This window comes from Verrucomicrobiales bacterium, from assembly GCA_016793885.1.
Lineage (GTDB): Bacteria > Verrucomicrobiota > Verrucomicrobiia > Limisphaerales > UBA11320 > UBA11320.
Genome location: JAEUHE010000065.1, coordinates 22,368 through 39,402 on the forward strand (window position 1 = coordinate 22,368; position 17,035 = coordinate 39,402).

The following is a 17,035-nucleotide window of genomic DNA, read 5'->3' on the forward strand; positions in this document are numbered from 1 at the left end:
ATAGTCCGCCCCGCAATGCACATATCTTCGTCAGTCCGCCCCGCTGCGGACGCTGTCGAAAACGCGAGGTTCGAGGCGCTTAAAGCCTTCCGGTCCGCCGGTCGTGGATTCTGGTCTCATGTTCCTGATGCTGAATGGAATAGCTGGCAATGGCAGCTCAAGAATCGGATCACCAACCTCACGAGTTTGCAGAGGCTCATGCCGACGCTGACCCCGGAAGAACTTGCCGGTGTTCAATTGGCCAATACCAAGCTGGCCATGGCGATTACGCCCTACTTTTTTAGTTTAATCGATGCAGCGGACGAAAATTGTCCGATTCGGTCGCAAGTCATTCCTCGTCTCGAGGAAACGTCCACCGCGCCGTGGGAAATGAGCGACCCTTGCGGCGAGGACAGTCACTCGCCGGTGCCCGGATTGGTGCATCGTTATCCGGACCGGGTGTTGTTCCTGGTTACGGACCGTTGCGCCGCCTATTGCCGCTACTGCACGCGTTCCCGATTGGTGAGCAACGCGACGGGCTATGATTTCCATCCGGAATTCGACCGGCAGATTGAGTACATTGCCAAAACCCCCTCGGTTCGGGATGTCCTGTTGAGCGGGGGAGATCCTTTGTTGTTCAGCGATGAGAAGCTCGAGTTTCTGCTGAGCCGTCTGCGTGCCATTCCGCATGTGGAATTTCTTCGGATAGGCACACGCATTCCCTTGTTTCTTCCCCAGCGGATCACCCCGGAGCTGTGCTCCATGCTCAAGCAGTATCATCCGCTGTTCATGAGCATTCACTCCAACCACCCGCGCGAATTGACCACGGAGGTGCGCGATGCCTTGGGTCGTTTGGCCGATGCCGGCATTCCTTTAGGGAACCAATCCGTGCTCCTGCGGGGAGTGAATGATGATCCGTTGGTGATGAAGGCCCATCTGCAGAAGTTGCTGATGTGCCGGGTTCGCCCCTATTACATCTACCAGTGTGATTTGATCGCTGGATCTTCCCATCTCCGGGCCAGCGTGCGCAAAGGATTGGAGATCATGCAGAGCTTGCGGGGCCACACGACGGGCTATGCGGTGCCCCAGTTTGTGATCGATGCTCCCGGAGGAGGAGGCAAGGTTCCGATCAATCCGGAGTATGTGCTCCAGCACAATGCGGATCGCGTGGTGTTTCGAAATTTTGAGGGCAAGGTGTTTGAGTATCCTGAGGCTGCCGACGGCACCCCTTTGGTGGGGGCTCCGAAGTCCAGCGAGCAGCCCGAGTGGGCCTAAGCCGAGCCTGGAATCTTCATGCCGCGCGAAGCGAGTCGAGACCGGGCAGATCGCCTGAACCGGATTCTTGCGATCCTAGCCCGGACCTACCCGAACGCTTACTGCGAGCTCAACTATCGAAATCCCCTCGAGCTGTTGGTAGCCACGATTCTCTCCGCGCAGTGCAATGACAAGCAGGTGAACATTGTGACCGAGTCCCTGTTTGCCAAGTATCGAACCGCCACGGACTACGCTCAGGCTTCGCTGGAAGCTCTGGAGAACGATATTCGCCGGATCGGGCTATACCGCAATAAGGCCAAGAACATTCAGTCGGCCTCTCGGCAGCTTTTGGAGCGGCATGGCGGCGACGTGCCGCAGACGATGGAGGCGCTGACGGCCTTGGCAGGGGTGGGACGCAAGACAGCGAATGTGGTGTTAGGGAACGCCTTTGGGATCAACGTGGGTGTGGTGGTGGATACGCATGTTCAGCGCCTGTCGCAGCGGCTTGGTTTTACGCGGGAGAAAACACCCGAGAAGATCGAGTTGAGTCTCATGAAGCAAGTGCCCTCGGATCAGTGGACGGTCTTCAGTCATCGGCTCATCTGGCATGGGCGTCGCCGTTGCATGGCGCGGAACCCGGACTGTGCTGAGTGTGAACTCGCTGAGCTGTGCCCGAGTCGGAAAGCGTCCGATCCTCAGGAAGCGTAGGGCCCCCTGCACTAGCCGCAAAAAACGAAAAGAGACGAAAGAAGCAAACGGAGACAATGTGGGTGATTTTCTGAGTTCGGATACTCTTTCGTCATTTTTCGTTTCTTTCGGCCAAAGGAGTTGTCGGGGTCGGAGGATTGTATCACCTGACCGCTCAGAGCAACGAACGGCCCCCTTACGTCCGCATATTGAACAGGGCACCGAATCCCAGGCAGAACAGCGCGTTGGACGTGGCCATCGTAAAATCGTCCGTGCCCCGCGGAGACACTAGCTCGACGATGGGATTCAGGAGCGCTATTAGGGCTCCGAGCACCCACCAGGAGGTGGATAGTCCATTTGCCGCCACGAGGCTCCAGTTCAAGATCAACGTGCACACGAACGCGGCCCCTACACCCACCCACGATTTCCGGTTGAGATCCCCCAACCCCCAGACGCGGATGGAATGCTTGCCCCAAATCGAACCAAAGATCTCGGCGGCGAAGTCCGCGGTTGCGTAGGACAGCCAAATAAAGGCGTACAGCACGGCGTAGGTGCGAGGTGGATAGAGGGTAGTGAGTTGGGATCCGATCGGGATCATGACAAACTTAAACGCGTTCCACAGCGTCCCGATACACAGCACATTTGCACGGCCGAGGATGCCGTCCAAGACTCGCGCGTGAGCCCCGTAGCACATATGTCCCAGAGGGCCGTTGCTGTGAAAGGTCAGGACCATCCACCAGCTCATGACGACGGCGTCGAGCAGGCTGGACTGAAGGCCGATAAGCAAAGAATCGGGAGAGGGGTTGTCGCGGATTCGCGCGTAGACAAAACCAAAGCTGGCGACCACCAGGACGAGCATGCGTCCGCGTCGGCCGATCATGTCGATGATGCGGAGGGTTCGTTCCGAATGGCGGGAAAGCAGTGCTTCCAGCTCGAAATCCCGGAGGCGGTTCCCGAACACGCTTTTCAAGTCCGATTGACTGAGTCCTGCCCGCTTCAGCAGCCAATACTTCAACCCATAGAACGCGTACGAGTAGATTCCGAAAAACAGGAGAATGCCGAAAGCGAGTTGTCCGAGTTTACCCCAGCTGACCTGGGTATCGCCGAACCAGCGTCCGCCGTCCTTTCCACTGAGGAGGAGTGTGAACCAGATGGCCGTCGAAACGAGGGTATAGCCGAGGCAGACTCGAAAGACCACCCGAGCCTGCGCGCGGCGTGCGTCTTGAGGAGTGGGTGAGGGAGCATCGGGATCCACGCGGTGAGCTTCCCCAAATGGGGGGTGCGCGGACAAGCGCGGAATTTGGGGTACGGAGTTCCGCCTTCAGGCGGATGTGGCACCGGAGTGGGAAGGGACGCCGAACCTGCTAAAGCAGGAACTCCTTACAGGGGACCGGCCCGTCTTACTTAGAGTAAGCGAGGTAGAGCCAGGCGAACGGGCTCGTGACCGGGAAGATGAGGCCGAGTGCGGTCAGTCCGCCCTTGCCGCGGGCCTTGGCGATCTGGATGCACCAATAGATGCTGATGAAGATGTTCACCACTGGAAGCAGGAAGAGCACGAACATCCAGCCTTGCATGCGTGCGGCCTTGAGCAGCGGGACGAGGGAAAGCACGGGCAGCCAGATCAGGAACCCCGGCTCAGAACCCGCCTTCTGGCAAACCAGTCGAGCGGTATAACAAAAGAAGAAGTAGAGGATGGGGAAGGCCACCAGGAACACGGAGAAGATCACCATGGCGGACTGAGGCAGCTGCTCGCGAAGCGCCTGCAGGGACTCGAGGGTAAGACCTGACGCATTCGGGTCCCCGCCTTCGGCCGTGATCTGGGCCTTCATTTTATTCGCAAATCCCATCAGCGCCTCGTTTCCTTGCGCTGCGCTGAGAGTGCGCGAAACCACTTCGTTCAGTTTGCCAGGGCTGGCAGCAGCGGTTTTCTGCTCCGCCTCCGCCGCATCGAGATAACCCAGGCTGACCAGCAGCTCGGTGGAAAGTTCGTCGACCTTGAAGTTGGAGATTCCCTGCGGATGTCGAACGAACACATCCGAGCTGGTCCGCGAAATGACCGTGACGTTCGAGTAGGTTTTGGACCCTACTTTGAAAGTGTCGAATTTCAACACCGCTTTGGCGGCGGCATTGGTGCCCTTGGTCGCCGCGCCCCCGGTTGGCGACGTCGCTGCCGCCTGGGTCCAGCCGTTCAAAGCACCTGAAAGCAGGAGCGTCCCGCACACCATGATCCGAATGAGGCTCGTTTTCACCACTTCGTTCCATCGGATCATCGGGGCGCAAACTTGAGCCCGGGAACTTGTTGCCAGTCCGTCGGTTCCGCGCTTCCTTTCAATCCCTCGACTTGAGGGTTTCCAGCTGCCACTGGATCATCGACCGAATCATCGCTTGTTCTGCTGTCCCAATTCCAGACTGCTGGAAGTCGACGGCGAAGGCGGTCAGCCACTGCTCCTCGCGCGGCACATAGTTGAACTGACGGGAGAGACGGGCCTCGAAATCCTTCATGTGTGCGGCCCCATAAAAGATGGCGATCGTTGCACGGGACCGCTTCCGCTGCAGCAAGCGGGCGACATCCTCCATCACCTTAGCATTTCGGGCCTCCACCAGGACTTTGAGCAAACCCTCCATCCCTGGGTTGGCCTTGGCCAGCGCCTCCAGGTCCCCGCCCATCCCACCGAGCATTTCAATCATGGCCAGTCGAGCGATGCCTCGCATCTGGGGGCTCGACTCGATGAATCCCAGCAGAAGCTTGGCGATGGAATTGAGCCAGGAGCCTTCATCCAGCGCTTGCATCAATAGGGCGAACTGTTGCTCGGCTTCGTCCGCAGAGTCCTCCCCGCCAGAACCCTGAGCCGGTGGATCATCGGATCCTGAGCCTGCGATCAGTTGCTCCAGATCTCGTCGGGAGAGGTCGGAGTTCTGAAAGTGAGGACGGTTGTAGTCGATGGCGGTCAGCTGAAAGACCAACCCGAGCGATCGGGCTAGGGTGCCCTGTAGGGATTGTTCCAGGGTTTCGCGACGCAGGGGATCGTGGGCGTTTGCCAGCGACGCTGATGAGTCGCGGGCCGACTTCATTCCGACCCCCTCGTAGAGCACCACTCGATTCGTGTCCAATAGCTCCTGCAGATTTCGGTAATAGGCGGGATCACCAATGTGAGAAACGCCGACGAGCCAGATCGTCGGGCCTGGTCCTTGGCGCGGGGAGAAGCGCCGTATCGCGATCTGAAGCTCCCGACCTTGGGAATGGGGGCTTCCTACCCTCAGATAGGAAGACGCGGTCGGCAGGACTTGGCTTTCCGACGTGCCACGCCGCGAGGCGCACCCCGATACCAGGAGCAAAAGGATGATGATCGGGGAGGTGTAGCGCACGTTGCCTTCAGTGGGCCGGGGTTAGCCTCGGTATTCGTAGGGAGCAAATCCGCTGACGCCGGGTCTGGCGCGAAACAGCGAACCCGCCAGAGGCTGCTTGGCCAAGGCAGCGGCGTCGAGTCGCGTGCTGGCGCTGGTCATGTAGAGCTCGTCGAGGCGCTCCCCGCCAAAGCAGCAAGCGGTCACTCGCGCCACCGGCAGCTCGATTTTTCCAATCTGTTTCCCCGTTTTGGGGTCCCATCGCAGAACCGCCCAGCCATCCCACATGCCAATCCATAGCATTCCCTCGCGGTCGATGGTCATGCCATCGGGGTACCCCACCCCTTCCGGAACGCGGATGACGGTGCGGCGATTGGTGATCGACGAGGTTGCGGGATCGAAGTCGAAAGCATCCACCCGCATCGTCGGGGTGTCGATGTAGTACATGGTGCGTTGATCGTCGGTCCAGGTGAGGCCGTTGGAGATCGAGATGTCCTTCAGCACCTGGCGGGCTTTTCGGTGTTCATCCAAGACATACAGGCCACCGGCGGGCGATTTCTCATCATAGGGCAGGCTGCCTGCCCAGAATCTTCCGGCCGGATCGGCCTTGCCGTCATTGAACCGGTTTCCGGGAAGATGGGCTTCCGGATGGGTGATCCAGGTCACTTGTCCATGGGTGAGGTTCAGCTCTCCGTAACCCTTGGCGGTGGCGACAAAGACGTTGCCGTTGGCTCCGGGAACGGCGCACCCGACGTGACATCCGACCTCAAAGGTCCGGTTTTTGCCGGACGCCGGATCAAAAAGATGCACCCGCGACTTTTCAATATCGACCCACAGCAGTTGCTTGAGCTTGGGAAGCCACGAAGGTCCTTCGCCGAGTTGGGCTTGGGTCTCAAAAACGCATTCAACGGAATTGGTATTCATGAAAGTGCAGCGGTTTAAAGCTGGGTGGATTGAACACGCGGAGGGGAGGTTTTGCCAGGAAGAAAGGCGGTGCAATAGATGCCGCCAATAATCGTAGTAATAGGTGACAGCATATGAACAACCAGTGGACCAGTTCACGGATCGGACGGTGCCTCCTGCACCTGGCCTGCATGCTTCGGCGTCCCGAGCAGGCGCCTTGGCATTGGCAGGGCATCGTGCGGGAGTTTCGAGGTTGATTCCCCCTTTCTCTTTAGCCAAGTCCGATCGGCACGTTACCTCGCTTGAGGCTATCGTTTGCCGATGTTGATGCTCATGATTCCACCCAGCAGATTGACGACCCTTATTTGCTTAAAACCCATCTGGTGCATCTTGGCTTCCACGCCGCGTTGGGCGGGATAGTTCAAGAGCGATTCATAGATATAGCCATGGGTGTCTGAATCCCCGAAGAACAGGCGGCCAAAGCGGGGCACGATCCAGCGCAGATAGCAGAAGTAGGCCTGCCGCCAGGGCTGAAAGTCCGGCTTTCCAAAATCCAGGATCAAAATCTGTCCGCCAGGTTTCGTCACGCGCCGCATTTCTTCCAGTCCCGACTCCCAGTTGGCTAGGTTTCGCAGTCCATAGCTCATGGTCACGAGATCGAACGCGGCATCAGGAAGTCCGGTGGCCATGGCATCCCCTTGGATGAACTCCGGCGGGGAGCTGCTAGGCGAGGCGTGGGCGGCCCGTTTTCGAGCGACGTTCAGCATGGCGTTGCTGAAGTCGAGTCCGGTGACCTTCACACCCTGCGCTGCGAGTGCGAAGGCAACATCTCCGGTTCCGCAGCAGAGATCGAGTCCTCGATCCCCGGCGCGTGGATGGGCCAGCCGGATAAGTCGGCGCTTCCACCAGCGATGCATCCAGAAGCTCTGCAAGTCGTTGATGAGGTCATAGCGGGGCGCGATGCGAGCGAATAGGTCATTGACCTTTTCGGCACGCTCCTCGCCCGGACGGTAATAACGGTTGGCCATGCAACGCTAGAGGCTCAGGTCGCGGGTATGTAGCGCTGGAACAGGAGCGAGAGTCCGAAGAAGCCCAGGAAGAGCAGCCCGATCTCCCTGGGGACGTCGGCGACCGCCAGCAGGTCTACGAGGCAGATCCCGGCCAGCAGATGCGAGACCACCTGGCCGATGTTGCGATGAGCGGCGCGCCAGAGTGGCTTGAGAGACTTGAGCACCCACAGAATCAAGACTAGCGACAGCAGGCGGGCGTTGTCCCGGTGCGGACCGGCGTTCACGATGTAGGCGAGCACGAGCGGTGCGGCCATGGGCAGCAGGGGCCAGAAACCGATCACCCCCTGGGTGCTCTCCCGTCGGGCGATGTAGCTGAGTCCGACAATATAGCCGGCCAGCACCAATCCGCTCCAGATCACCAGTCCGTCGATTTCGAATTGTCCAAAAGAAGCTGCGAGTAGGAACAGCAGGAACCGGCATAGCGCCATAAGGACCGGTGAGAATGCCACCAATTTATGGACCGCGTCGTACAGTAGAATGGCCCCGACGAGCAAGAGTGTCAGAATTGCCGACTTGCCGCTGTGGGTGGCCAAAAGTCCGATGCCCAGCAGCAGCCACATGGTTCCTAAAATCCATACCTGTGCGAGGCTGATCACTCCGCGGGGGATGGGGCGCTCCTGGCGATGCTGGCGGTCGAAATCGGCATCGCAGGCGTCGTTGAGATACATCCCGCCGATATACAGCGCCGAGGCTCCGACCATGAGTTGGAACAAGGTGAGGTATTCTCCGCCGCGGCCCAGCCACCAACCGGCCAGGCAATTGGACCAGACCGTGGGCAGGTTGGAAACCCGGCCCAGGACTAACAGCGCTCTCAGGTAGCTCGGCTTTGGTTCGGAAACTCCAGTCATCGATCCCCTGAGCTAATCAAAGGTGACGGGTTCAGGGGAAGATCTGATTTTAGTTGGCTATTTCGCGATTCCCCATTGCTGAAGCAGGAAGGCTTGGTCGAAGGCGCTTTCCTTCAGGTTGTCGTAGCGACCCGAAGCGCCACCATGGCCGGCCGCCATGTTGATGCGCAGGAGCAGCGGTCCCGCCCCAGTGTTGAGGGTGCGCAGCTTCGCGGTGTACTTGGCGGGCTCCCAATACATCACCTGGCTGTCATTGAGACTGGTGTTGATGAGCATGGCCGGGAACGGGGCGGCCTTCAGGTTTGTGTAGGGGCAGTAGGTTTTGAGGTAGGCGTAATCGGACGCGATCTTCGGATTGCCCCACTCTTCGAACTCACCCACGGTGAGGGGGAGGGATTCGTCGAGCATGGTGTTGATCACATCGACGAAGGGCACATCCAGGATCGCAGTGCGGAACAGTTCGGGTCGGAGGTTGAGCACGGCGCCGATGAGCAGTCCGCCGGCGCTCCCCCCCTGGATGGCCAAATGCTCGCTGGAAGTGTATTGGCGTTGAACCAAATGTTCCGCGCAGGCGATGAAGTCGGTGAAGGTGTTTTTCTTATTCTGCATCCGGCCACCATCGTGCCACGCCTTGCCCAGATCACCGCCGCCGCGAATGTGGGCCAGGGCCACGACCACGCCTCGGTCGAGCAAGCTGAGCCGTACCGGGCTGAACTGGGGCAGGTTGGGAAAGCCGTAGGCCCCGTACGCCGTGAGCAGCAGCGGCGATCGGCCGTTCTTCTGAAAACCCTTCCGATACACCAAGGAGATTGGGATATGGGTGCCGTCGGGAGCGGTTGCGGTAAGCCGTTCCGTCTGGTAGTTGGCGGACTCGAATCCTCCGGGGACTTCAGTCTGCTTGAGCAGCACCGACTTCCGCTGAGCGACGTCGTAGTCGTAGACTGCAGCGGGCGTGGTAAAGGAGTCGTAGTGATAGCGCAGGGTCTTGGTCCGGAACTCGGGATTGGAAAGCAGTCCAGCGGAATAAGCCTGCTCGGCGAAAGGAACCCGATGGCTCTCGCCGCTCCGGATTTCAGTGATGCGCAAATGCGGCTGCGCATCCTCGAGTTCCGAGAGTACGTAATAGTCCTCAAAAAAATCGACCTCCTCCAGCATGACCTGGGCGCGATGCCTGACAACCACTTTCCAGTGCGCTCGATCAGGCTGGCGCACGGGGGTGCGGAAAAGGGCGAAGTTGCGGCCCGTTTGATTGGATCGGATATAAAAGTAATCTCCGTGATGATCGACGTCGTATTCGTGATCTTGCTCGCGGGGTGCCACCAGGCTCCAGGCGCCCTCGGGGGTGGCGGCGGACAGGAAGCGGACTTCGCTGGTGGTGTGGCTGGCAATGGTAAGGAAGAGCCAGGCGCGGCTGCGAGAACGTTGGATTCCGAGGTCGAAGCGCTCGTCCTTCTCCTCATAAATTAGAACGTCGGGACCTTTCTGTCCGAGCTGATGCCGATACAGCCGATAGGAGCGCTTGGCATCGTCCTCGGTCGTGTAGAACAAGGTTCGGTTGTCGGCCGTCCACTCCACATCGCTGACCCGCTCACGGCGAAAAGGCAGCATTTTGCCGGTCCGGAGGTCCTTAATCTCCAGCGTGTACTCGCGGAAACCGGTGACATCCGTGCTGTAGGCGAGCAGGTTTCCGTCATCGCTGGTGTTGATGGCTCCCAGCGACATGAATTTCTTGCCTCGAGCCAGGCGGTTTAAGTCGAGGATGACTTTCTCGGGGGCGTCGGGGCTGCCGTGGCGTCGGCAGTAGGTGGAGTACTGTTTTCCCTTCTCGGTGCGCGTGTAATAATAGTAACCATCGTGAAGCTGGGGCACCGAAAGATCCGTTTCCTTGATGTGGCTGCGCATCTCGCGGAACAGCTTGCGCTGGAGGGGGGCGGTTGGCTTCATCCAGGCCTCGGTGTAGCGGTTCTCCGCCTTGAGATAGCGGATCACGGCGGGATTCGTTTTCTCGCGTAGCCAAAAGTACGGGTCCAGTCGTTTTTCTCCATGCAAGGTGGAGACATGCCGGTGCTGGGGTGCTACCGGCGGCTCGGGTACTCGTGATTTCGGGGTTTGCGCCACGGCCAGAGTCTGGCACAGGATCATCGTGGTATAAAGCGGCAGTCTCATCTCATTTTTTAGGCTCGGTCGAGGAGCCCTGGAGCACCAGGCCCTCCTCCCGGCTGCTGGGGTTCAGCAGGGACGAGCCCCGTTTGAGCTCACAGCGCAGGCTGTCGCCATCAAAATGGCAGATCACCCGCTGGTAGTGGGCGGTCTCCACGAAACGCCAATCCATCACCAGAGTATGAGGGTCTCTCCAGGCGGCGCTGGCGGCGATCGGTGATTTCCCGAAGCTGGCGGTGGTAGCGAGGTGAAGGCGGGCGGGGGAGAGTCGGGTTTGACCCGTGATCCAACTGCCCAAGCCGGAGCGCACAGAGTGTTCCCCCTGCGCATCCTGGAGGGTGACAACGCAGTCGCGGGCCGAGAAGTGGACTGCCACGGTTCGAATCCCCAACGGATTCTCCGCCATGTGATACACACGGTCCCCCACGCGGGTGGCTTCCGGCGACTCAAACTGCCCCGTTGGCAGGGGCAGCATCAACAGCTTCAATCGCTGCTCCAAGCGGGCACGAATCCGGGGGTCGGAAGCGAGCGGACGCGGTCCAAATCCCGGAAGCAGATGCTCCCAAATCGTGTTCAGGACCGCCTGCATGTCTCCGGTTTCGGCCGTGATGGCGATCACCACATTCTGGTCTGGCAATACGATGCAATACTGTCCGGCGGCGCCGTCACCGCGGAAGGCATTGTGGCGACAGCGCCAGAACTGATAGCCATAGCCCTGAGCCCAATCACTCGTCTGAGCTTTTTTCGGATCATCCGACGGGGCGTTTTGAATGCGCAGCCCCGTAGCTTCCTGCACCCACGATGCCGGCAGAATTCTGCGTCCGTTCCAAGTGCCTTTCCGAAGGTAGAGCTGTCCGAGTTTGGCAATATCCTCGGTCCGAACCCGCAGTCCGAAGCCTCCGCTGTTGATCCCCTGCGGGCTCTGCTCCCAATCGGCACCTTCGATGCCCAACGGCTTGAACAGACGGGGGGTCAGGTAGTCGAGAACGGTTTGTCCGGTTGCTTTTTGGACGATAGCGGAGAGGAGGTAGGAGGCTCCGTTATTGTAGGCGAAGTGAGTTCCCGGGAGGTGGTCGACAGGACGGGACAGCACCGACCTAGCCCAATCCAGGGTTCGGTTCGTGAGGGAGAACCCGGGGCCGAAAAGCGAGTCCCCGCTGTGTCCACTGCCCATCATGAGCAGGTCCTTTACCTTCATGGCCGCCAGGTTTGGGCTGACCTGAGCGGGGAGTTGGTCGGGAAAAAAGGTAACCACCCGATCGTCCAAGCGCAGCTTGGCTTCGGAGGCCGCCAATCCCACCGCGGTTGAGGTGAAGCTCTTGCTCAGGCTGTAAAGGGTGTGCCGCCACTCGGGAGCATACGGTGCCCACCATCCTTCCACGACCACCCGGCCATGGCGCACCACCATCAGGCTGTGCAGGTTCAGCTTGCCGGCTTCGACTGCTTCGAGGAAGGCGAGCACATTCGACGAGGCCACGCCCTGAGACTCGGGACGCGCCCGAGGAAGCGGATGCGATCCTGAGGAGATTTCTCCGAGCGAGTGGGGGATCAAGCCCAGTGCTATTCCGAGGGAGGCGATCGCCAAGCCGAGCTGAGTTAGGAAGGTTCCGCGCTGACGCTGGGGTTTGATCATGTTGGTCACCGTGGTTATCACTTCGGCCGCTCGGTTGACAACAAGAATGGGGCGGCTGAGGTGGATGGGCTTGAAAGGGAAATGTCGCTGAGAGCAGGGGTCTGAAGACAAGTCGCCCTGGGTGTATAAGTTTTGTTACTCAACCTTTTTCACCCACCTGCTGACAAGAAGCGACTAGCTTACGGCAAAAGGGAGGAAGCTTGGTTCTAGGGAACCGTCGATTCTATCCCCGTGATTGAAACGTCGGCCAAGGCCGGGGCAAAGCTCCCGGCGCGTTCCTCTGAAGCCACCGGCTCGAAAGAGTTGGGGGTTCCAGGAGGGCCTCTGCTTGATGCCGATCGGTGCTTTCACTGTGGTACGAAGGTTCCTGATGATCGATATCGCCGAGACGACAAGTTCTTTTGTTGCGCGGGCTGTCTTACGGTGTTCGAGCTGTTCACGGAGAATGGGTTGGAGCAGTTCTATCAATTGGTACCCCAAGCTGGGGCTCGTTTGGAGGGGCAGCCGGGGGGAGATCAGTTTGCATATTTGGACGCTCCGGAGGTCCGTCAACGATTAGTGGACTTTTCGGACGAGGCCCTGACTCGGGTGACCTTTCAGGCCCCGGCGATCCATTGCGTCGCCTGCGTTTGGCTGTTGGAGAACTTGTTTCGGCTTCAGCCGGGGGTGGGAAAGTCCCAAGTCGATTTCCAGCGCAAAACGGTCTCCATCCAGTTCGATCCTCGACAGGTTCAGCTCAGCCGCGTGGCGCAGCTGCTGAGTTCGATTGGGTATCCGCCGGAGTTTAAGCTGGCCGACCTGGATCGGCCGCAGACGACTCCGGCGATGAAGCGCCTGCACTTGCAGATCGGGTTAGCTGGATTTGCCTTCGGCAATATCATGCTGTTCAGCATTTCGAACTACTTTGGCCTGGATAGCATGAGCGGGCCCGCGTTCCGACGGTTGGTTGGGTGGCTGAGTTTCGCGCTCTCGGTGCCGGTGGTGATTTTCAGTGCGGCGGACTATTGGCGGACCGCTTGGTTGAGCCTGCGGGAGCGGGTGATGACGATCGACGTGCCTATCGCTGCCGGGCTGCTCGCCCTCTTCGGACAAAGCACCTACGAGGTGGCGTCGGGCCGAGGCGAGGGCTACTTCGACTCGCTCTGCGGGCTGCTCTTCTTTCTCCTGTGTGGCCGTCTCTTTCAGCAAAAGACTTATCATCGGCTGGCATTTGACCGCGATTATCGATCCTTCTTTCCGTTGTCAGTTATCCGAGCCACACCGGGCGGCGAGGAGCGCATCGCGCTTTCCGATCTCCGGGTGGGCGATGAGGCGCTGCTGCGTCATGGAGACCTGATTCCAGCCGACGCTCGACTGGTGAGCGGGGACGCTCTGGTCGACTACAGTTTCGTCACCGGCGAGGCGGATCCGGTGGCCAAGCAGGTCGGCGAGTATTTGTATGCCGGTGGCCGCCAGGCGGGGGGGGTGATTCGCATCGAGATCGCGAAGCCGGTTTCGCAAAGTTATCTTACCTCTTTGTGGGACCAGGCGGCGTTCCGAAAGGACACCGACACGGGATTGGACAACCTGACCAATCGCTACAGCAAGCGGTTTACGTGGATCGTGATGGCGATCGCTGTCGGGGCGGCGGCTTACTGGTCGCTGCACGATCCCGCCCGCGCCGTGAAATCGTTCACTTCGGTGCTCATCGTCGCCTGTCCTTGCGCTCTGGCGCTGGCTGCTCCCTTCACCCTCGGCACCGTGCAGCGTTGGCTTTCCAGCGGCGGCTGCTTCGTGAAGAACGCGACGGTGATCGAGCGTCTGGCGGGAGTGGATACCATTGTTTTCGACAAGACCGGCACCCTGACCACGGCCGGTCAGTCGATCCTCCGTTTCCACGGCGTTCCTCTGTCCCGACAGGAGGAGATGTGCGTGAGTCTGGTAGCGGCCCAGTCGAGCCATCCGCTGGCGGCGTCCTTGGCCAAACTGGCCTCGGGTGATGTGGGTGCCACGGTGGGCGGATTCTCCGAGGTGCCGGGCTGTGGCATTGAGGGAGAGACCGGGGGCCAGAAGGTATGGCTGGGGTCGGCCGAATGGTTGCAATCGCGGGGTGTCGCCATTCCTTCCGATGCGAAGGCCTTCTCCTCTGTGGTGCATGTCGCCTTGGGCGGAGCGTATCGGGGCTCGTTTCTGCTGCAATCGACTCTTCGGCCGCTGGCGGATCGACTGCTCGGCCGGCTGGCACTCGGGTACCGGCTCGCCTTGCTGAGCGGGGATCAACCTCGGGAGCGGGAGCGCTTTGCGGCCCTGTTCAACACTGAAGCTCCGCTGCTGTTCAATCAGAGTCCGATGAACAAGCTCGGGTTTGTCGAGGAGCTGCAGCAGTCCGGTTGCCGCGTGATGATGGTGGGGGATGGACTTAACGACGCCGGAGCGCTGAAGCAGAGCGATGTGGGGGTCGCGGTGATCGAGGATCGGGGCACCTTTTCACCGGCGAGCGATGTGATCCTGGACAGCCGTCGGGTCGTCGACCTGGAGCACCTGCTTGGGTATTGCCGTGCGGCGGTGCGGGTGGTGCGGTGGAGTTTCGCTCTTTCCAGCGCCTACAATGTGGTTGGCATCGCCATCGCGGCCAGCGGACGGCTGGAGCCCATCGTGTGTGCGATATTGATGCCGCTCAGCTCGATCTCCGTGGTCGCGTTTGCCTCCGGGCTGGCGAGTTGGGAGGCACGGCGCACCGGCTGGCTTCGGGCTGCATCGCCCGCCAAAACCGAGCTTCCGCAGCTGGGGTTGGCTTCCCAATGGGAGGTGGCGTCGTGAGTGTTATTCTGCTCCTGATTCCGTTGAGCCTCGTGGTGGCTCTGGTTTTTCTTGGCTTTTTCTTTTGGGCGGTCCGATCCGGTCAGTATGAAGACACCTGCACGCCTTCGATGCGGGTGCTGACGGACGATGCGGGCGCACCAGCTTCTCCTTCCATGAAACCTGAATCCAAAACATTACGATGAACGTAGAAACATTCCGTTACGACAATCGAATCGTTCGCGCCTTCGCCATAGCCACTGTCATCTGGGGCATCGTGGGCATGGCGGCCGGCCTCCTCATCGCCGTGCAGCTGTTCTTTCCGGAGGCGAACCTCAACTTTGCCATGACGACCTTTGGGCGCCTCAGGCCGCTGCACACCAATGCGGTGATCTTTGCCTTCGTCGGCAATGGCATGTTTATGGGCATCTACTACTCGCTTCAGCGGCTGTGCAAGGCTCGCATGTTTAGCGACACTCTCAGCTGGCTGAATTTCTGGGGATGGAATGCCATTATCATCGCGGCCGCTGTTACCCTTCCTTTGGGATTCACCACCAGCAAGGAATACGCAGAGCTCGAGTGGCCCATCGATATCGCCATCACCCTGGTCTGGGTGTTCTTTACGGTCAACCTGATCGGCACGATCCTGAAACGCCGAGAGCGCCATCTGTATGTGGCGATCTGGTTCTATATTGCGACCGCCCTGACGGTGGCCGTGCTGCACATCACGAACTCGCTGGAGGTGCCGGTGAGCTGGTTCAAGAGCTACTCCATCTACGCGGGTGTTCAGGATGCGCTGGTTCAGTGGTGGTACGCCCACAACGCCGTGGCCTTCTTCCTCACCACCCCTTACTTGGGGCTGATGTATTATTTCCTGCCTAAGGCCGCCAACCGCCCGGTATTCTCCTATCGGCTGTCGATCATCCACTTCTGGGCGCTGATCTTTCTCTACATCTGGGCCGGCCCTCACCATCTCCTCTACACGGCACTGCCGGATTGGGCGCAGTCGCTCGGTATGGTCTTCTCGGTGATGCTCGTGGCTCCTTCCTGGGGTGGCATGTTGAACGGGTTGCTCACCCTGCGCGGAGCATGGGATCGGGTGAAGCAGGATCCGATGTTGAAGTTCATGGTCGTCGCGGTCACCGCCTACGGCATGTCGACCCTTGAGGGGCCGATGCTTTCCATCAAGAGCGTGAACTCGCTCTCCCATTATACCGACTGGACGGTGGCCCATGTGCACACCGGCGCTCTCGGATGGAACGGGTTTTTGACCTTCAGCATGCTCTACTGGCTGTTCCCCCGGCTCTACAATACCAAGCTCTACTCGGTGAAGCTGGCGAACTATCACTTTTGGATCGGGCTGTTGGGCATGATGTTTTACGCGATCCCGATGTATTGGGCCGGCATCACCCAGGGCCTGATGTGGAAGCAGTTCACGGCCGACGGGTTCATGCAGTATCCCAACTTCCTCGAGACCGTCATTCAAATCATGCCGATGTATCGGCTCCGCGCCATTGGTGGAACCTTGTTCCTTCTGGGGGCGGTGCTGATGGCCTACAATCTGTGGAAGACCGCCAAGAGCGGCAGTTTCGTGCCGGAGCAGGAAGCACAGGCGGCTCCGCTGACTTCTGCCAGCGCTCATGCCGAGCGCGGTCACCGTTGGCTTGAATCGAAGCCCGTGCTGTTCACTGTGCTCTCGTTAATCGCCGTTCTGATCGGCGGCCTGGTCGAACTGGTGCCGATGTTCCTGATCAAGGAAAACGTTCCGACGATCTCCAGCGTGAAGCCCTACACCCCCTTGGAAGTGATGGGACGGGATCTTTACATTCGGGAAGGCTGCGTTGGCTGCCATTCCCAGATGATTCGGCCCTTCCGGTCGGAGACCGAGCGATACGGGGAATACTCGAAGGCGGGCGAGTTTGTTTATGATCACCCCTTCCTCTGGGGCAGCAAGCGTACCGGACCGGATCTGCATCGTGTGGGTGGCAAATATCCGGATGCCTGGCATTACAATCACATGGACGATCCGAGGTCGACCTCTCCCGGGTCCATCATGCCGCGGTATTCGTGGCTGCTGACTCAGAAGCTGGACACCTCATCGATTCAATCTCGGATCAGCGCGCTTCGCAAAGTCGGCGTCCCTTATCCGGCAGGCTATGAGCAGAAGGCGTTGGAGGATCTGGAGGCTCAGGCCAAGAAAGTGGCTGAGAATCTGAAAACCGGCATGGTGCAGGCCCAACCCGACCGGGAGATCATTGCCATGATCGCCTATCTCCAGCGGTTGGGAACCGACATCAAGACTGCGACGCCGGCGCCCAAACAGACCGCCGATGCCGGCCCGGCGGCCGCGGCATCCATCCCCGCCAAGAACTAAGGAA

Annotated in this window: 13 protein-coding genes; 5 read left to right on the forward strand and 8 right to left on the reverse strand. The window is 59.7% G+C overall.

Translation table 11 applies throughout. The annotated features are described in order from the left end of the window. The first annotated feature begins 15 nt into the window (after positions 1 to 15). Both JNN07_08250 and nth read left to right on the forward strand, forming a co-directional pair. On the forward strand, positions 16 to 1,254 hold the full coding sequence (locus JNN07_08250) for a KamA family radical SAM protein (protein MBL9167717.1): 1,239 nt from the start codon (positions 16 to 18) through the stop codon (positions 1,252 to 1,254). Between the two features lie 18 nt (positions 1,255 to 1,272). After that, positions 1,273 to 1,941: an endonuclease III gene (gene nth, locus JNN07_08255; protein ID MBL9167718.1), complete on the forward strand. Its 669-nt coding sequence runs from the start codon at positions 1,273 to 1,275 to the stop codon at positions 1,939 to 1,941. A 175-nt stretch (positions 1,942 to 2,116) separates the two neighbouring features. Here the strand turns inward: nth and JNN07_08260 are convergent, their stop codons facing one another. The 8 genes from JNN07_08260 to JNN07_08295 form a co-directional block, all read right to left on the reverse strand. After that, entirely contained in the window at positions 2,117 to 3,175 is a 1,059-nt protein-coding gene (locus JNN07_08260) for a hypothetical protein (protein MBL9167719.1), read from the reverse strand. A gap of 145 nt (positions 3,176 to 3,320) precedes the next feature. After that, complete coding sequence (locus JNN07_08265; protein MBL9167720.1) at positions 3,321 to 4,190, reverse strand: hypothetical protein; 870 nt, start codon at positions 4,188 to 4,190, stop codon at positions 3,321 to 3,323. A 58-nt stretch (positions 4,191 to 4,248) separates the two neighbouring features. Further along, positions 4,249 to 5,286: a hypothetical protein gene (locus tag JNN07_08270; protein MBL9167721.1), complete on the reverse strand. Its 1,038-nt coding sequence runs from the start codon at positions 5,284 to 5,286 to the stop codon at positions 4,249 to 4,251. Positions 5,287 to 5,307: 21 nt separating this feature from the next. Then, positions 5,308 to 6,189: an SMP-30/gluconolactonase/LRE family protein gene (locus tag JNN07_08275; GenBank protein ID MBL9167722.1), complete on the reverse strand. Its 882-nt coding sequence runs from the start codon at positions 6,187 to 6,189 to the stop codon at positions 5,308 to 5,310. A 287-nt stretch (positions 6,190 to 6,476) separates the two neighbouring features. Continuing rightward, positions 6,477 to 7,196: a bifunctional demethylmenaquinone methyltransferase/2-methoxy-6-polyprenyl-1,4-benzoquinol methylase UbiE gene (gene ubiE / locus JNN07_08280; GenBank protein MBL9167723.1), complete on the reverse strand. Its 720-nt coding sequence runs from the start codon at positions 7,194 to 7,196 to the stop codon at positions 6,477 to 6,479. Between the two features lie 14 nt (positions 7,197 to 7,210). Further along, positions 7,211 to 8,086, reverse strand: coding sequence for a UbiA family prenyltransferase (locus JNN07_08285; protein ID MBL9167724.1), 876 nt, complete (start codon positions 8,084 to 8,086; stop codon positions 7,211 to 7,213). Between the two features lie 57 nt (positions 8,087 to 8,143). Next, on the reverse strand, positions 8,144 to 10,252 hold the full coding sequence (locus JNN07_08290) for a S9 family peptidase (protein ID MBL9167725.1): 2,109 nt from the start codon (positions 10,250 to 10,252) through the stop codon (positions 8,144 to 8,146). A gap of 1 nt (position 10,253) precedes the next feature. Further along, positions 10,254 to 11,879 (reverse strand): serine hydrolase, encoded by a 1,626-nt coding sequence (locus JNN07_08295; GenBank protein MBL9167726.1) that lies wholly within the window; start codon positions 11,877 to 11,879, stop codon positions 10,254 to 10,256. A 231-nt stretch (positions 11,880 to 12,110) separates the two neighbouring features. Between JNN07_08295 and JNN07_08300 the strand changes: the two genes are divergently transcribed. Genes JNN07_08300 through ccoN form a run of 3 tightly spaced genes read left to right on the forward strand, consistent with a single transcriptional unit; the run spans position 12,111 to position 17,031 of the window. Continuing rightward, the gene (locus tag JNN07_08300) at positions 12,111 to 14,678 is read left to right on the forward strand and encodes a heavy metal translocating P-type ATPase metal-binding domain-containing protein (protein ID MBL9167727.1); all 2,568 of its coding nucleotides are present in this window, start codon (positions 12,111 to 12,113) and stop codon (positions 14,676 to 14,678) included. After that, complete coding sequence (gene ccoS / locus JNN07_08305) at positions 14,675 to 14,863, forward strand: cbb3-type cytochrome oxidase assembly protein CcoS (GenBank protein ID MBL9167728.1); 189 nt, start codon at positions 14,675 to 14,677, stop codon at positions 14,861 to 14,863. The genes JNN07_08300 and ccoS overlap by 4 nt, the downstream gene beginning before the upstream one ends. Continuing rightward, a complete protein-coding gene (gene ccoN, locus JNN07_08310) occupies positions 14,860 to 17,031 on the forward strand; it encodes a cytochrome-c oxidase, cbb3-type subunit I (protein MBL9167729.1) in 2,172 nt (723 codons plus the stop codon). The genes ccoS and ccoN overlap by 4 nt, the downstream gene beginning before the upstream one ends. Positions 17,032 to 17,035: the final 4 nt, after the last annotated feature.